This window comes from Nocardia neocaledoniensis, from assembly GCF_029868625.1.
GTDB classification, from domain to species: Bacteria; Actinomycetota; Actinomycetes; order Mycobacteriales; family Mycobacteriaceae; genus Nocardia; species Nocardia neocaledoniensis_A.
This window is the reverse complement of the sequence record NZ_JARWOJ010000095.1, coordinates 1-15,678: the sequence shown is the minus strand read 5'-3', so window position 1 is coordinate 15,678 and position 15,678 is coordinate 1. Positions and strand designations below refer to the sequence as shown.

The following is a 15,678-nucleotide window of genomic DNA, read 5'->3' as shown; positions in this document are numbered from 1 at the left end:
GTTACGCTGCGCTGCCGCCTCCGGGCTCGACTCGATCATCCGTAGTCCTCCTCGAAGGTCAGCGCCGCCGCTTCGGCGTCCGGGTCCAGTTCGCCGAGCCAGCTCACGGCCAGCGGGCCGAGCGGATCGGGCTGGTCGAACGCGATGGTTTTGCCGCGATACAACTCGAGCAACGCCAGGAACCGGGCCACGATTTCCACCGGGACGGTGCAGTCCTCGACAAGTTCGGCGAAGGTGGTCCACCCGCCCGGCCCGCGTTCCTTCAACCGGGCCAGCACCAGCTCGGCCTGCTCGGCGACCGAGATGGTGTGCATGTGCAGATGCCCGAGGCCGACCTGGGCGATCGGGCGCGGCCGGAACGCGGCGGCGGCGATCTCGGCGAAGGCGGCGATGTCGACGCCGAGCGTCACCTCGGGCAGCAGGCCCTCGAACTGTTCCTCGAGCGCCACCGACCTCGGGTACCGGCGCAGCGCGGCCGCTTCCAGTTCACCGAACAGCTCGGCGACCTGTTTGAACGCCCGGTATTGCAGCAGCCGGGCGAACAGCAGGTCGCGCGCGTCGAGCAGTTCCAGGTCGTCGGCGTCGGTCATCTCGCCCGAGGGCAGCAGCCGGGCGGCCTTGAGATCGAGCAGCGTGGCGGCGACGACGAGGAATTCGGTGGTCTGATCGAGGATCTTGTCGGCGCGCAGCTTGGTGTTCTCGACGAGTTCGGCGGTCAGCGCCTTCGTATAGGCGATGAACTCGTCGGTGACCTGATGCAGCGCGACCTCGGTGACATCGAGTTTGCGCGAACTGATCAGCGTCAGCAGCAGATCGAACGGCCCTTCGAAGTTCTTCAGCCGCAGATGGAAAACAGCATCCTTGGCGGCTGGTGCCGCGGATTCTCGGCCCTCAGGCCTCGATTCTTCCCTCCCTCCGGTCAGTCCAGAATCGAGGCGGCCGAGAATCTGTCCGTTGTCTTCGTGCACCGCGGGTCGAGCGTCGATCACCGGCCCGACCGGTGGATGACCTCGCGTGCCATCGCCCGATACGATTCGGCGCCGCCGGATTTCGGTGCCCACGTGGTGATGGGTTCACCGGCCACACTGGCATCGGGGAACCGGACGGTGCGCGAGATGGCGGTGTCGTAGACCAGGTCGCCGAACACCTCGACCACCCGCGACATCACCTGGCGCGAATGCAGCAGGCGCGCGTCGAACATGGTGACCACGATGCCGTACAGGCTCAGTCGCGGGTTGAGGCGGTCGCGCACCTTCTCCACGGTGTCGTTGAGCAGCGCCAGGCCGCGCAGCGAGAAGTACTCGCACTCCATCGGGATGATCACGCCGTCGGAGCAGGCCAGCGCGTTGACGGTGAGCAGGCCGAGCGAGGGCTGGCAATCGATGAGGATGTAGTCGTAGCGGTCACGCACCCCGGCCAGCGCGCGGCCCAGCGACTGTTCCCGGCCCACCTCGTTGACCAGCTGGATCTCGGCCGCGGAGAGGTCGATGTTGCTGGGTAACAGGTCCATCCCGTCGACCTTGGTGGTCTGCAGGACGTCGTCGACGGTGGCCTTCCCGCCGATCAGCAGGTTGTGCACGGTCAGGTCGAGATCGTGGTGGGCCACGCCGAGGCCGGCCGAGAGCGCGCCCTGCGGATCGAGGTCGACGAGCAGTACGCGGCGGCCGTATTCGGCCAGGGCGGCACCGAGATTGATGGTCGAGGTGGTCTTGCCGACCCCGCCCTTCTGGTTGCACATGGCCACCACCAGCGCGTCACCGTGACGCTGCACCTGCGGTGGTTCGGGTACCAGTCGCAGCGGGCGCCCGGTCGGGCCCATCTCGACGGCCTCGGCGACCTGATCCGGTCCACCGTCCCACGGTGTTTCCGCTGTCGTCACGATCCGCTGCTCCTTATACGTTTTCCTGCCGGTATCCCCTGTCGAGGGTAGCGAGCCCGATTCGGCCGGGACTCGCTTTCGTACGGTCCAGCTCTGGGTAGACGCTACCGCTCGGACCGGTGAGGTACAGCATGGCAACGCCGGGCGTGTTCGCACGATACCCGCCGGACATGACTGTCCGGTGGCGGTTCACCTGGCCCTCGGGTGCGCGGTCGCCCAGACTTCGCGCAGTGTGCTCACCGTGACGAGGGTGTAGATCTGGGTGGTCGTCACCGAGGCGTGGCCGAGCAGTTCCTGGACCACGCGCACGTCGGCGCCGCCGTCGAGCAGGTGGGTCGCGAAGGAATGCCGCAGGGTGTGCGGCGAGACGGCGGCCCCTATCCCGGCCCGTTCGGCGGCGGTCTGCAACACCTGCCAGGCGCTCTGCCGCGAGAGCCTGCCGCCGCGCACGTTGAGGAAGAGCGCACCGCCGGACCCCTTCCCGCTCGCCGCGAGACTCGGCCTGCCCCGCACGAGATAGGCGTCGACGGCGGCCAGTGCGGGACGGCCGATGGGAACGAGCCGCTGTTTGCCACCCTTGCCGCGCAGCACGACGCACCGCTGCTCGGCGTCGATGTCGTCGACGTCGAGGCCGACCATCTCGGAGATGCGGGCGCCGGTGGAGTACAGCAGTTCCAGCAGCGCGCGGTCGCGCAGGCCGCGCGGACCGCCGTCGGCCGCGTCGCCCTCGCCACCCGCCGCCTCGAGCAACCGCAGCACCTGGTCGTAGGGCAGCGCCTTGGGCAGGCGGCGGCCCGGCGCGGGCGGTTTCACCGCGTGCGCCACATCGGTGTCGGTGAGGCCCTCCGCGGCGGCGAACTTGTGCAGGCCACGGACCGCGATCAGCGCCCTGGCCACCGAGCCCGCCGCGAGCGGTGGATGGTCCGTGCCGCCGGACCGCAGCGCCATGGTGAACTCGGCGACATCGCCCTGGGTGACCGCCCGCAGGCTGTCGATGCCGCGCCCGTCCAGAAAGGTGCGGTAGCGGCCGAGATCACGGCGATAGGCGCCGAGGGTGTTGCGCGCGGCGCCGCGCTCGACCGCGAGGTGGTCGAGGTAGGCGTCGATCTCGCGCGCGAGCACGCCCGAACCCGTCTAGTCTCCGCCGGCGTGCGGCGCGGCTCCGACGTCCCCGGCGGGCAGGCCACGGGCCGAACCCGCGAAGACCGCGGCGGCCCGCGAGGCCGAACAGCCGCGAGCCGCGCTCACGCGCCGCTACCCGATGCCGCCGCCTGCTCGGCCTTGCGCCGCAGGAACGCCGTCGGCTGACCAGGCCACGGCGCGTCAGCCGGGCGCATCGGCACCGCGTTCGCCGAGGCCGCCGCGTAGGCGAGGACACCCGCCACCGCGGTCGCGTTCACGATCTCCCCGGCCAGCGCGGCCCGGACAGCCTCGGCGACCGGCATCCGCACCAGCTCCAGGTCGGCTTCCTCGTGTTCGGGGTCCGGCCGGTCGGTCTCGGAGAGCCCGGTGGCGAAATACACCCGCAGCGCCTCGTCGGTGAACCCCGGCGACAACGCCACATCCACCAGCACCGACCACTCGGCGGCGGCCAGGCCCGTCTCCTCGGCCAGCTCGCGCTTGGCCGCGGTGAGCGGGTCCTCGCCGTCGATGTCGAGCAGCCCGGCGGGCAGTTCGAGCAGCCGGGTACCGAGCGGATGCCGGTACTGCCGGATCAGGACGACGTTGCCGTCGTCGTCGAGCGCGAGCACCGCGACCGCGGCGTGATGCTCGATGACCTCGCGCTCGGCGATCCGCCCGTCCGGCATCGCGACCTGATCCTGGCGCAGGGCCAGGATCGCGCCGCTGTAGAGCACCCGGCTCGACACCGTTTCGAACTCGTGACTACCGGGCTTGCTCACTTCTCGATCGCTCCCGCTCAGAGATCCGCGGCCTGCTCCGCGAGCTCTTCCTCGGGGAAGTCTACGGGAAGGCGTTCGGCCAGTTTGTATTTCAACGCCGCGTTGATCAGCGCGGCGAACAGCGGATGCGGCCGGGTCGGGCGGCTCTTGAGCTCCGGATGCGCCTGGGTGGCGACGAAGAACGGATGCACCGAGGCCGGGTACTCCACGAACTCCACCAGGTGCCCGTCGGGCGAGGTGCCCGAGAACACGAGCCCGCTCTTCGCGATCGCGTCACGGTAGGCGTTGTTCACTTCGAACCGGTGCCGGTGCCGCTCGGAGACGTTCTCGGTGCCGTACGCCTGCGCGACGACCGAACCCTTCTGCAGCGTGGCCGGGTAGGCGCCGAGCCGCATGGTGCCACCGAGATCGGCGGCGCCGGCGACCACGTCCTCCTGGTCGGCCATGGTCGAGATGACCGGGTTCTTCGTCTCGGGCTCGAACTCCGCCGAATTGGCGTCTTCGATGCCGACCGAGCGCGCCGCCTCGATGACCACGCACTGCAGGCCGAGGCAGAGGCCGAGCAGCGGGATGCCGCGGCGCCGGGCGTAGCCGATGGCGCCGAGCTTGCCCTCGATGCCGCGGATGCCGAAACCACCGGGGATCAACACCGCGTCGACGTCGCGCAGCGCCGCCTGGGCGCCCGCCTCGGTCTCGCACTCGTCCGAGGGCACCCAGCGGATGTTCACCTTGGCCCGGTGCGCGAAACCACCGGCCCGCAGCGCCTCGGTGACCGACAGGTAGGCGTCGGGCAGGTCGACGTACTTGCCGACCAGCGCCACCTCGACGGTCTCGCGCGGCGAGTGCACGCGGTCGAGCAGGTCGCCCCACACGGTCCAGTCGACATCGCGGAACGGCAGCCCCAGCTTGCGCACCACGTAGGCGTCGAGACCCTCGCTGTGCAGCACCTTCGGGATGTCGTAGATCGACGGCGCGTCGGGGGTGGAGATGCATGCCTCCACGTCGACGTCGCACATCAGCGCGATCTTGTTCTTGAGGCCCTGCGGCACCTCGCGGTCGCAGCGCAGGATCAGCGCGTCGGGCTGGATGCCGATGTTGCGCAGCGCGGCCACCGAGTGCTGTGTCGGCTTGGTCTTGAGCTCGCCCGAGGGCGCCAGGTACGGCACCAGCGACACGTGCAGGAAGAACACGTTGTCGCGGCCCACATCGTGGCGGATCTGGCGCGCCGCCTCGAGGAACGGCTGCGACTCGATGTCACCGACCGTGCCACCGATCTCGGTGATCACCACATCCGGCACATGCCCCTGCAGATCGGGACCCTGCATCGCCATGATGCGGTTCTTGATCTCGTCGGTGATGTGCGGGATGACCTGCACCGTGTCGCCCAGGTATTCGCCGCGCCGCTCCTTGGCGATCACGGTCGAATAGATCTGTCCCGTGGTCACATTCGCGTCCTTGGACAGGTCGCGATCGAGGAACCGCTCGTAGTGGCCGACATCGAGGTCGGTCTCCGCGCCGTCCTCGGTGACGAACACCTCGCCGTGCTGGAACGGGTTCATGGTGCCCGGATCGACGTTCAGATACGGATCCAGCTTCTGCATCGTCACCCGCATGCCGCGCGCGGTCAGCAACTGACCGAGGCTGGAGGCGGTGAGACCCTTACCCAAAGAGGAGGCGACGCCACCGCTCACGAAGATGTGCTTGGTGGCATTTCGAGCCTGATTCCGTGTTTGACCCACGGAACTCCACAATAACAGGGCCCCGGGCCGCTGAGCTATTTGCGGGTCGTTAACGCGGACGCGTGTCGGGCGGCGAACTCAGCGAGGCATGGCGATCATCGTGAGCGAGGTCGCCGTCGGCCCGGTCCCGTACCGGCCCGCACCGCCGGAGAGCTGCTCGGTGAAGGCGAGAGCGGTTGTCACCCGGCCGATCTCGCGGTCGACGTTGTCGACCGTGGTCACCGTGGTCGCCAGCGGCGCCTGCGCGCGGACGTGCGCGATCGCGCCGTTCCCCTCGGCGGCACCGGCCCGGCCTGCCAGCACCGCGCCCGTGGCCCGCGCGCGCACGGCGCCGGCGAAGCGGGCGATAGTCGCGCCCTGGCCGGTGTCGGATGCGACACCGTTGCCGGTGACCACGACCGCCAGCTGCGCGGGCCGGACCGGCCCCTCGCCGTAGGCCAGGAAACCGCCGCCGCGCAGGGTCTCGAGAACCAGCGCGAGTTCGGGCTCGGTACTGCGCGGCTGATTGGTCGCCGGGTCGAGCAGCAGCGTGAGCCCGAGCAGGTCCCCCGCCATCGAGCCCTGGTCGACCGCGCCGGTGCGCAGCTGCGCGCCCGCCGGAACGATATTGGTCAGCGCCGAGCGCATCCGGTCGCCCTCGCCCGCGTCGACGAAGGACTCGGTGAGCGCGATCCGGCCGGTCACCGCGGCACCCGCGGTCTCGAGTGCGCGAGTCACCCCGTCGATGTCGCCGGGGTCGGCGTCGGGGGTGCTGAACACGACGACGCTGCGGTCGGCCAGCGTGCCACCCAGGATCCGGCCCGCAGATCCCGCCAGGAAACGGTCGGCGGCGTCGAGCTGTCCGGTGAGCTGTTCGTTGCGTGCGGTGAGCGCGTCGACCTGGCCGCTCAGATCACTCTTGTCCGAGCGCAGCCCGGAGAGCATGTCCGCGGCGAGGGTCTGGGAGCCGAGCACCACCCCGACGGCCAGGGCGAGAAAGATCGCCGCGATCGAGATGGCGTGCTGACGCAGCGAGATCACAGCAGACCACGCACCCACAGCACGAAGCGGTTCCAGTACTCGATCGCCCAGTCCAGCAGCTCGGTCCCGTTGTGCGAGGCCAGGATCACCACCACGATCGCGACCAGGGCCGCCAGCACCACCAGCGCCAGCGCCGCGCCCGAGGACCGGTGCCGGTACAGGGTCGACACCGCCTTCGCGTCGACCAGTTTCGCGCCGACCTTCAGCCGGGTCAGGAACGTCGCCGGATTGCTGTCGCGACGGCCGCGATCGAAGAAGTCCTCCAGCGAGGCGGGCGCGCCCGCGAGCACGATCAGCGAGGCACCGTGGTGATCGGCGAGCATGAGCGCCAGGTCCGCAGGCGAGCCCGAGGACGGGAACGTGGTGGCGCCGATGCCGAGGTCCTGGATGCGTTCGAGCCCCTTGGCGTGGCCGTCGGTGTCGGCGGGCAGGATCATCTCGGCGCCGGATCGCAGTGTCTCGGTGCTGATCTCGTCGGGATCGCCGACGATGAGGTCCGGGGTGTACTTGAGCTTGCGCAAGGTGTCGGCGCCCCGACCCACCCCGATCAGGATCGGCGCGTACTCCTTGATGAACGGCTTGAGCCGCCGCAGTTCCTCGGGATGCCCCGGCCCGTCGGCGATCACCACGACGTGCCGGTTGCGCAGGTCCAGTTCGATGTCGGGCACGCCGATGCCATCGATCAGCAAACCGCTCTCGGTGCGCACGAATTCGGTGGTGTTGCCCGCGAACGCGTCGAGGTGGTCGGCGAGACCGTTGCGCGCCTCGATCATCCGGTCGGCGATGGCCGATTCGTCGAACTCGATGCCCTCGACCAGGACCTCGGGTTCCTTCTTGGTGAGCTTGTCCGCGTAGACGATGCCCGCGTCGATCCGGATCTTGGCACCGTCCTTGATCTTGCCGAAGGCATCGGAGGACACCGTGTCCATGAGCACGATCCCGTTGGCCACCAGCACTTCCGGACCGAGGTTGGGATAACGGCCCGAGATCGACGGCGAGGTGTTGATCACCGCGACCACGCCAGCCTCCACCAGCCGGTCGGCGGTGTGCCGGTCCAGGTCGGTCTCGTCGAGCACCACCACGTCCCCGGAACTGACGCGCCGCAGCAGTCGCCGGGTGTCGCGGTCGACCCTGGCGATCCCGGTGACACCGGGCAGCGTTTCCGTGTTTCTCGACAACAGCGCCGGCATCCTCATGTGGCCGATGATGAGCGCAAACCCTCAACCTTTGGTGGAGGCGCGCCGAATCACCGATCACATTCGTCACCGTGAGCTACCGGTCAGCACCCCGGGGCGACTGGGCGCCTGCGGTGCGAGCTTTTCGCCTTTGCGGTGGTCACGGCCCGATCAGGACACGGCGACAGTGCCGTATCCCGGCATGACCGTGACACTCGGTCCGATGTTGCCGCCGACGGCGACCGAATAGACACCGGCGACGATCTGGCCCGGTCCGGTGTTCGCGACGACCGGCCCCACCGGGCACTGAGCCGGATCGGTGCACGGGAAGATGTAGGGCACATCGGCGATCCCGGTCGCGCCGGTGTTCACGTTGAGCCATTGCACCCGCGCCCGCAGCCACGGCGAACCGTCGCCCTTGTAGGGCACCACGGTGGTGACACCGAACGACACCTGTCCCGGCTGCGCGCCGGTCGTCGCGGTGACGGTGACGTAGTCGGTGCCGGGTCCGTTCATACTCCAGCCCCAGAAGGCGGCGGCGCCGGCGAAATTCGTCGTCACCGGTGCCGCGGCGGCGGTTCCCGCCGTCCCGAGCACCGCGGTCGCGGCCACCGCCGTCGCGGCGCCGATCATCCCGATCCCTCGCATCGTCTCGCACTCCTTCGGTCGTGTCCGCCGGCCACGGCCGGCGACAGTCCACAAGTTCGGCTCACAAACGATCTCCGCCAGTATGTCGGAGCGACCGCGCGGGCGGTTACATCGCCCCGTTCCGAGTGGTCGGCTCGGACCGAACCGGGCAACTACCCGTATGCTGCGGGTCACAGATATCTCGGACAGGAGACACCCATGCCCCGCAGCACCGTCGAGACGGTCTTCGACGCCCCTCGCGACATCGTCTACCGCCTTTTCGCCGAGCGTGAGGCCGTGAGCCCGCACCTGCCCATCCAGGTCAAGCTCATCAAGCAGGGCGACCCGGCCACCGGCGTCGGCGCGCAGCACCTGCTCGGCTTCGGCAAGGCGGGCGTCACCGAGGAGATCACCGCGCTGGTCCCCGGTGAGCGGATGGAGTACAAGATCGTCAAGGGCGCGCCGGTCAAGCGCCACGTCGGCATCGTCACCTTCGCCGACACCAGTTCGGGCGGCACCCGCGTGGTCTACACGATGGAGTCCGAGCCGTCGCTGCCCGTGCCCGCTCCGATCCTCGAATTCGGCCTGCGTCAGCTGACCAACCAGCTCATCGGCGGTGTCCGCAAGGCGCTGCGGTAGTTTCCCGCCACTCCGGCCCGGCCGCGGCTAGGCCGGAGTGCGCTCCGCACGGGCGGTTTCCAGTAATTCCTCCGCGTGCGCGCGGCCGGTCTCGGTGTCGTCGAGGCCGGCCAGCATGCGGGCCAGTTCCACCACCCGCTCCTCGTCGGTCAGCGTGCGAACTCCGCTGTCCACCTTGCCTTTTCCGTCGTCGGACTTGTTGACCACCAGGTGGGTGTCGGCGAAGGCCGCCACCTGCGGCAGGTGGGTCACCACGATCACCTGATGGGTGCGGGCCAACCGGGCCAGGCGCTTGCCGATCTCGACGGCCGCCCGGCCGCCGACGCCGGCGTCGACCTCGTCGAAGACCATGGTCGCGCCGTGGTCGGAACCCGCGAGTACCACCTCCAGCGCCAGCATGACGCGCGAGAGCTCACCGCCGGACGCGCTCTTGCTCAGCGGCAGTGATTGGGCGCCCGAGTGCGCCGAGAGCCGGAATTCGACCTCGTCGACGCCGTTGGCCCCGGCGTGCAGCCGCACACCGTCGAGGTCGAGCGGCGCCGAGTCCTGGGCACCGGCCGGCAGCGGACGCACCCGCACCTCGAGCTTGGCTTTCCCCATCGCCAGACCACCGAGCTCGGTGCTCACCGCCGCGGCCAGCTTGCCCGCGGCCTTGGCCCGCGCGGCGCTGAGTTTGCGCGCGGCCTCGCGCACCTTGCCCGCCGCCGTCTCGACCTCACCGGCGAGTTTGGCCAGCGCGTCCTCGGAGACGTCGAGGGAATCCAGGCGCGCGCGTGACTCATCCGCCCAGGCGATCACGCCGTCGATGTCGGGCGCGTACTTGCGGGTCAGCGATTTCAGCTCCGCCTGCCGGGTGAGCATCGAATCGAGGGCGCCGGGATCGGACGGCAGTTCCGACAGGTAGCCACTGAGTTCGGTGGTGACGTCGACGACCACCGCGATGGCCTCCCCCAGCCGCGGCGACAGCGCACTCAGCGCCGGATCGTCGGCCGAATCGAGCCGGGCCCGCGCACCGCCGAGCAGATCGAGTACCCCGCCACCGTCGGCGGGTGCGTCGGCGGGACCCGACAGCGCCTCGTGCGCGGCGGCCGCGGCCTCGCGCAGCGAATCCAGATCGCTGAGCCTGCGGATCTCCGCGACGAGCCGGGCGTCCTCGCCCGGTTCCGGTGCGATGCCGTCGATCTCGGCCAGTGAGTGCTTGAGCCGGTCGGCCTCGAGCGCCAGTTCCCTGCTGCGCTCGGTCCGCTCGAGCAGTTCGGCGCGGGCGTCGAGCCAGGACCGCCGGTGCACCTGGTACTTGCGCAGCAGCCCGGCGACGCCGTCGCCGGCGAACTGGTCGAGCGCGGCCAGCTGCTGTTCCGGCCGCTGCAGGCGCAGCTGGTCGTTCTGCCCGTGCACCGTCAGCAGCCGTGAGGTGAACTCGCCGAGCACCGCCGCCGGCACGCCGCGGCCACCGAGGTGGGCGCGAGACCGGCCGTCGCTGTTGACGGTGCGCACCGCGATCACGCTGCCGTCCTCGTCGGCCTCCGCGGCGGCCGATTCCAGCACCTCCTCGACGGCCGCCCTGGCCGCCTCGTTGACATCGTCGATGACGAATCGGCCCTCGACCACGGCTTTGGCCGCGCCGAGCCGCACTCGGCCCGCGTCGGCTCGCGCCCCACTGAGCAGGTGCAGGCTGGTCACGACCATCGTCTTGCCCGCACCGGTCTCGCCGGTGAGGACCGTGAGTCCGGCGTGGAACTGGGCGGTCGCCGTCGAGATGACGCCGAGCCCGTCAATCCTGATCTCAGTCAGCATCGCGGCTGTTCTCCGTTCGCTGTCTCCCCCGCCAGCCGGTGACCGGCAGACGGAACTTGCGCACCATCCGGTCGGCGAACGGCGCGGAATCGAGCCGCACCCACCGCACCGGTCGTTCGCCGCGGACCACTTCGGCGCGACCGCCCCGCGGCAGGGCCAGCGTGCGGCGGCCGTCGAGGAACACGATCGCGTCGTGCCCGGTCGCGACCGTCTCCACGGCGATCAGCGATTCCGGGCTGGTCACCAGCGGCCGGGCGAACAGCGCGTGCGCGTTGCTCGGAATCACCAGCATCGCCTCGAGTTCCGGCCACACCACGGGTCCGCCCGCGGAGAACGCGTAGGCCGTCGATCCGGTCGGGGTGGCGATGAGGATGCCGTCGCAGCCGAACGCCGACACCGGTCGCCCGTCGACCTCGAGCACCACTTCCAGCACGCCCATCCGCTGGGCGTTCTCGATGCTGGCCTCGTTGAGCGCCCACCCGCGCTCCACGACCGTGTCGTCGACCCGCACCGTGACGTCGATGGTGAGCCGGTCCTCGACCCGGTAGTCGCGGTCGACCACCTGGGCCAGCGCCTCGTCGAGGTGTTCGGCCTCGGCTTCGGTGAGAAAACCGATGCGCCCCAGGTTGATTCCGAGCACCGGCACACCGGTCGGCCTGCCGAGTTCGGCCGCGCGCAGGAAGGTGCCGTCCCCGCCGAGGGCGAGGACCATCTCGCACCCGAGCGCCGCGGACGGGCTGTGCGGCACCACCCGCACCGGGTAGCCGGCCGGTTCGTTCTCGAAGCGCGTGCTGTCGGCCTCGTCGGCGAGCACGCGCAGGCAGATCCCGGCCTCGGCGAAGATCTTCGCGACCCGGTGCGCGGTCTCGATGATCTCCGCGCGGCCGGGGTGGGCGACGAGCAGGATCTCCCTGCCGCCCTCGTGCGTGTTCACTGCGGACCCTCCTCGACCGCGCGGGCGACCAGGGCCGCCACCTGCTCGGCGTCGTACTCGAACGGACCGACCTTGCGCAGCCACAGGAAGTACTCGACGTTGCCCGAGGGGCCCGGCAGCGGACTGGCCACCACGCCCTGGGTCCGCAGGCCGAGCGCGCCCGCCGCGGCCGCGACCTCGCCGACCACTTCGGCGCGTAACGCCGGATCACGCACCACGCCGCCGGAGCCGACCCGTTCCTTCCCCACCTCGAACTGCGGCTTCACCATGGGCAGCAGATCGGCGCCGTCGGCGGCGCAGGCCGCGATCGCGGGCAGTACCAGGCCCAGCGAGATGAACGACAGATCGCCGACGACGACGTCGACTGTGCCGCCGATGGTTTCGGGCGTGATGTTGCGGACGTTGGTGCGGTCGTACACCCGCACCCGGTCGTCGTTCTGCAGCCGCCAGATCAACTGGCCGTACCCGACGTCGACCGCGGCCACCTCCCGCGCGCCCCTCGACAACAACACATCGGTGAATCCGCCGGTCGAGGCGCCCGCGTCGAGGCAGCGCTTGCCCGTGATGCTCAGTCCCTGCGGCTCGAACGCCGCCAGCGCACCGAGCAGCTTGTGCGCGCCACGCGACGCCCACGACACCTCGTCGGGTTCCTCCCGCACGATCAACGGCGTTCCCGCCTCGACCGCCGTCGCCGGTTTCACCGCGACGGTTCCGGCGATCAGGACCCGGCCCGCGCTGATCAGTTCGACCGCGTGTTCTCGCGATCGCGCCAATCCGCGGCGTACCAGTTCGGCGTCCACCCGCGCTCTCCTGGCCACCTCAGATCTTGTCCACGGTCGCCAGCGCGTCGACCAGCACGTCGTGCGCCTGTTCGAGGATGCGGGCCCGGCGGGTGATGTCGGCGCCCGCCTCGGTGTTCTCCGCGGGGCCGGTCACCGGAGCCGCCGCGCCGAGTTCGGCCAGCAGCGCGTCGACCTCGGCCGTGATCCGGTGCGGATCGGCCGGGGCCTGACCGCCCTGACCGGGCAGGTGGCTGCCGGGCAGCGGGATCCCTGGGCGGGGTGGCTGTGACGCGCCGGTCGGCGGGGAACTCGGTGTACTCATCGTGCCGTCAACGCTATCGGATTTCGGAATCGGCCGCGCGCACCCGCACCGCCCGGCCGGGGTGCTGTCGCAACAGCTCCGCGACCTCGGACGGCGCGACGGCGTCCGGCACGATCTCGTCGTTGAGGGCTTCGAGTCCGGTGGCGATGAAGGTGGGTACCCGCTCGGGCGGTGCGGCGCACACCTCCTCGAGGGTGCTCACCCCGGTCAGCACCAGCAGGGAGTCGAGTCCGAGCCCGTTGGCGCCCTCGATGTCGGTATCGAGCCGGTCGCCCACGACCAGCGCGGCGCGTGTGCCCGCGCGTTCGAGCGCGTTCTCCATCAGGGGCGCGTACGGTTTGCCCGCCACGAGCGGTTCTCGATCCGAGGCCGTGCGCAGGGCCGCGACCATGGACCCGTTGCCCGGTGCGAGGCCGCGTTCGTTCGGCAGTGTGCGGTCGGTGTTGGCGGCCACCCACAGCGCGCCCGCGCGCAGCGCGTAGGCGGCCTCGGCGAGATCCGGCCAGGCGGTGGTCGGCGAATGGCCCTGGACGACGGCCGCGGGCGGCGTGTCGTCGAACCGGCGGACGGGGACGAGCCCGAGCGCGGCGATCTCGGCGGCCAGGTCGTCGGTGCCGACGACCAGGACCCGGTCTCCCGGAGCCAGCCGCTGGGCGAGCATCCTCGCCGCGGCCTGCGCGCTGGTCACCACGTCGTCGGTGGTCGCCGGGTAGCCCAGCTCCGCCAGGTGACCGGCGACGGCGCCGGGTCCGCGGGCCGCGTTGTTGGTCACATAGACCAGGCGCTGCGCCGAATCACCGTTCGGTGCCAGCGCTTTCGGCCCACCCTCGATCACCTCCGGCCCGCGGTACAGCGTGCCGTCCAGGTCGAGCAGCAAAGCGTCGTATTGATCGCGTAGCTGGTTCACACACCCTCACTCCGTCGTCGCTGCCGGGCCGAATACGTCTCGACCCTAGGCGAACCCACCGACAACTCCCGACTCCCGCCGGGCCGCCGAATAGTGCTCGCACCCTTCATGATCGAGCATGGGTTCCCAGTTCGTGCACGGTGTGGCCGGTTTCCGTGCCCGCCCTCACGCGCGTCGAGGTGGGCGAGTCGCCGATTCCGTGGTCGAGGTCACGCCGGAGGGTCCGCGAACGGTCGCGGGCTGGAAGCCGATGTCGGCTCCCAGCCCGCGCTGGACCATCCTCGGTGCCGCTACTGCGCGTCGCCGCCGGTCAGTTCGGCGGCGCGGTCCTCGGCGTCGGTCTCACCGTCGAGATCGGCGGACGCGGCGTTGAGGAACCACTGCAGGCCCTCGTCCGTGCGACCGGCCGCGACCAGCGCGTCGGCGTAGGCGTAGAACAGGCGCGCGGCGGCCGAGCCGGTACGGGCCGGGTCCAGATCCGAGGTCTGCAGGGTGACGACGGCCTGGTCGAACTGGCCGAGGTCCATCCGGGCGCCCGCGACCACGATCCGCAGCTCGCTCGCCTCGTCGCCGCTGAGCCGCTGCGCTTCCTCGCTGCGGCCGAGCTCGATGGCCCGCTCGGGCCTGCCGAGACCACGCTCGCAGTCCGCCATCACGGCGAGCAGCCCGGAGCCGCCCGACATGCGACGCGCGGTCCGCAGCTCCGAGAGCGCCTCGGCCCATTCCTCGGCGTGATAGGCCACCACACCGGCGGTCTCCCGGACCACCGCGATGCGACCGGCCCGCTGCCTGGCCGCCCTGGCGTGTGCCAGTGCCAGTCGCGGATCGTCCTCGAGCAGTTCCACGGCCATCACCATGTGCCGGGCGACGGTCTCGGCGTTGTTCTTGTCCAGGCTCAGCAGATCGCGGCGCACGGCCGGATCGAGATCGGCGGCCTGGACGTCCTCGGGCAGATCGGGTTCGTCCGGCCGGGCTCCACGCCGGTCGGTGGGACGACCACCCACGGCGCGAGCGCCCTCACCACCGCGGCGACGATCGTCGCGGTCGTCGCGGGCACCGTAGCCCGCGTCGTCGCGGCCACTCGCCGCATCGTCGTCATCAGCGCGGCGACGGTCGTCGCCGGAACGCGAATCCGACCGAACGCGTGCGGCATCGTCTTCGCCGCGAGGCTCGTGGTCACCGTCGTCGGAACCGGAATCGGCGCTCGCGGCCTCATCCGTCTCGTCGCGACGGTCGGAGTCCGCGCGATCGGCGGTCTCGGACCGCTCATCCTCGCGATCGTCCGAATTCCCCGCCGCTGTCAAGTCTGCGTCGTCGGCGGAAGTGTCCGACCGCTCGCCGGCGAGATCCGCTGCGGCGTGGTCGTCGGCGGAGTCACCGGCTACTTCGTCCGCGGACTCGACACGCTCGTTCGACGGAGTGTCGCCGGACTGCACAGTGGACGCGGTCGATACCGAGGTCTCGTCGATGGCCTCGGCGGCGAGGGCGTCGTCGTCGGCCGCGGAGGACACGACTCCGAGCACGTCGCCTTCCCGCTCGCGACGCTTCTCGCGGTAGGTGCCGTCCAGCGGCTTGCCGTCTTCACCGACATAGCCGCGCGCCGCGCCGGAGTCGCTCTTGCGCTTGAAGCCGCCGCGTCCTCGATCGTCGTCGCGCCGGGTGCCGCGCTCGTCGTCGCGCCGCTGGTAGCCGCCGCGATCGGAGCTCTCCCCGCGCCGGAACCCACCACGATCGGAACCACCGCGCGAACGCTCATCGCCCTCGCCACGGCGGAAGCCACCGCGGTCACCGCCACGATCCGAGCCGCCACGGGAGCGGTCGTCACCTTCGTTGCGGCGGAACCCGGAACCACCACGGGGACGGTCATCGCTGTCACGACGGAACCCGCCGCGATCGCCACGGTCGTAACCGCCACGCGAACGATCATCACCTTCATTGCGACGGAAACCACCACGA

The 15,678-nt window shown here is 70.6% G+C and carries 15 protein-coding genes; 1 reads left to right on the top strand and 14 read right to left on the bottom strand.

The features are described 5' to 3' along the window. Positions 1–35: 35 nt before the first annotated feature. The 8 genes from QH270_RS06535 to QH270_RS06500 form a co-directional block, all read right to left on the bottom strand. Complete coding sequence (locus QH270_RS06535; RefSeq protein ID WP_432420307.1) at positions 36–947, bottom strand: segregation and condensation protein A; 912 nt, start codon at positions 945–947, stop codon at positions 36–38. A gap of 38 nt (positions 948–985) precedes the next feature. Then, positions 986–1,819, bottom strand: a complete 834-nt coding sequence (locus tag QH270_RS06530; protein WP_233001758.1) for a ParA family protein — start codon at positions 1,817–1,819, stop codon at positions 986–988. A gap of 249 nt (positions 1,820–2,068) precedes the next feature. Further along, entirely contained in the window at positions 2,069–3,001 is a 933-nt protein-coding gene (xerD, locus tag QH270_RS06525) for a site-specific tyrosine recombinase XerD (RefSeq protein ID WP_280339521.1), read from the bottom strand. A 122-nt stretch (positions 3,002–3,123) separates the two neighbouring features. Further along, a complete protein-coding gene (locus QH270_RS06520) occupies positions 3,124–3,780 on the bottom strand; it encodes an NUDIX hydrolase (RefSeq protein WP_280339520.1) in 657 nt (218 codons plus the stop codon). A 17-nt stretch (positions 3,781–3,797) separates the two neighbouring features. Beyond that, positions 3,798–5,519 (bottom strand): CTP synthase, encoded by a 1,722-nt coding sequence (locus QH270_RS06515; RefSeq protein WP_280339519.1) that lies wholly within the window; start codon positions 5,517–5,519, stop codon positions 3,798–3,800. Positions 5,520–5,597: 78 nt separating this feature from the next. Continuing rightward, positions 5,598–6,539 carry a copper transporter gene (locus QH270_RS06510; RefSeq protein WP_280339517.1) on the bottom strand — a complete coding sequence of 314 codons (942 nt, stop codon included), beginning with the start codon at positions 6,537–6,539 and terminating at the stop codon, positions 5,598–5,600. Beyond that, positions 6,536–7,735, bottom strand: coding sequence for a putative cytokinetic ring protein SteA (gene steA / locus QH270_RS06505; protein WP_280339516.1), 1,200 nt, complete (start codon positions 7,733–7,735; stop codon positions 6,536–6,538). Before steA ends, QH270_RS06510 begins: the two co-directional genes overlap by 4 nt. A gap of 150 nt (positions 7,736–7,885) precedes the next feature. Continuing rightward, the gene (locus QH270_RS06500; protein WP_280339514.1) at positions 7,886–8,362 is read right to left on the bottom strand and encodes a hypothetical protein; all 477 of its coding nucleotides are present in this window, start codon (positions 8,360–8,362) and stop codon (positions 7,886–7,888) included. A gap of 198 nt (positions 8,363–8,560) precedes the next feature. Here QH270_RS06500 and QH270_RS06495 point away from each other — a divergent pair, with 198 nt between their 5' ends. Then, positions 8,561–8,980 (top strand): SRPBCC family protein, encoded by a 420-nt coding sequence (locus tag QH270_RS06495; RefSeq protein WP_280339512.1) that lies wholly within the window; start codon positions 8,561–8,563, stop codon positions 8,978–8,980. A gap of 27 nt (positions 8,981–9,007) precedes the next feature. On the opposite strand, the gene recN is transcribed toward QH270_RS06495, so the two are convergent. The 6 genes from recN to QH270_RS06465 all read right to left on the bottom strand — a co-directional run bounded on the left by recN (position 9,008) and on the right by QH270_RS06465 (position 15,026). Further along, positions 9,008–10,777, bottom strand: a complete 1,770-nt coding sequence (gene recN / locus QH270_RS06490; protein ID WP_280339511.1) for a DNA repair protein RecN — start codon at positions 10,775–10,777, stop codon at positions 9,008–9,010. Continuing rightward, positions 10,767–11,711 (bottom strand): NAD kinase, encoded by a 945-nt coding sequence (locus tag QH270_RS06485; RefSeq protein WP_110040908.1) that lies wholly within the window; start codon positions 11,709–11,711, stop codon positions 10,767–10,769. The genes recN and QH270_RS06485 overlap by 11 nt, the downstream gene beginning before the upstream one ends. Further along, positions 11,708–12,529: a TlyA family RNA methyltransferase gene (locus QH270_RS06480; RefSeq protein ID WP_280339508.1), complete on the bottom strand. Its 822-nt coding sequence runs from the start codon at positions 12,527–12,529 to the stop codon at positions 11,708–11,710. The genes QH270_RS06485 and QH270_RS06480 overlap by 4 nt, the downstream gene beginning before the upstream one ends. Before the next feature lies 1 nt (position 12,530). Next, positions 12,531–12,815 (bottom strand): hypothetical protein, encoded by a 285-nt coding sequence (locus QH270_RS06475; RefSeq protein WP_280339506.1) that lies wholly within the window; start codon positions 12,813–12,815, stop codon positions 12,531–12,533. Between the two features lie 13 nt (positions 12,816–12,828). Continuing rightward, positions 12,829–13,722, bottom strand: a complete 894-nt coding sequence (locus QH270_RS06470) for an HAD-IIA family hydrolase (RefSeq protein WP_280339505.1) — start codon at positions 13,720–13,722, stop codon at positions 12,829–12,831. A 290-nt stretch (positions 13,723–14,012) separates the two neighbouring features. Beyond that, the gene (locus tag QH270_RS06465) at positions 14,013–15,026 is read right to left on the bottom strand and encodes a hypothetical protein (protein ID WP_432420306.1); all 1,014 of its coding nucleotides are present in this window, start codon (positions 15,024–15,026) and stop codon (positions 14,013–14,015) included. Positions 15,027–15,678 lie beyond the last annotated feature (652 nt).

Excerpts from the sequence above, each read along its gene's own strand:
- QH270_RS06530 (WP_233001758.1), bottom strand. The coding sequence starts at position 1,819 with ATGGGCCCGACCGGGCGCCCGCTGCGACTGGTACCCGAACCACCGCAG.
- steA (WP_280339516.1), bottom strand. The coding sequence starts at position 7,735 with ATGAGGATGCCGGCGCTGTTGTCGAGAAACACGGAAACGCTGCCCGGT.
- QH270_RS06500 (WP_280339514.1), bottom strand. The coding sequence starts at position 8,362 with ATGCGAGGGATCGGGATGATCGGCGCCGCGACGGCGGTGGCCGCGACC.
- QH270_RS06495 (WP_280339512.1), top strand. The coding sequence starts at position 8,561 with ATGCCCCGCAGCACCGTCGAGACGGTCTTCGACGCCCCTCGCGACATC.
- recN (WP_280339511.1), bottom strand. The coding sequence starts at position 10,777 with ATGCTGACTGAGATCAGGATTGACGGGCTCGGCGTCATCTCGACGGCG.
- QH270_RS06475 (WP_280339506.1), bottom strand. The coding sequence starts at position 12,815 with ATGAGTACACCGAGTTCCCCGCCGACCGGCGCGTCACAGCCACCCCGC.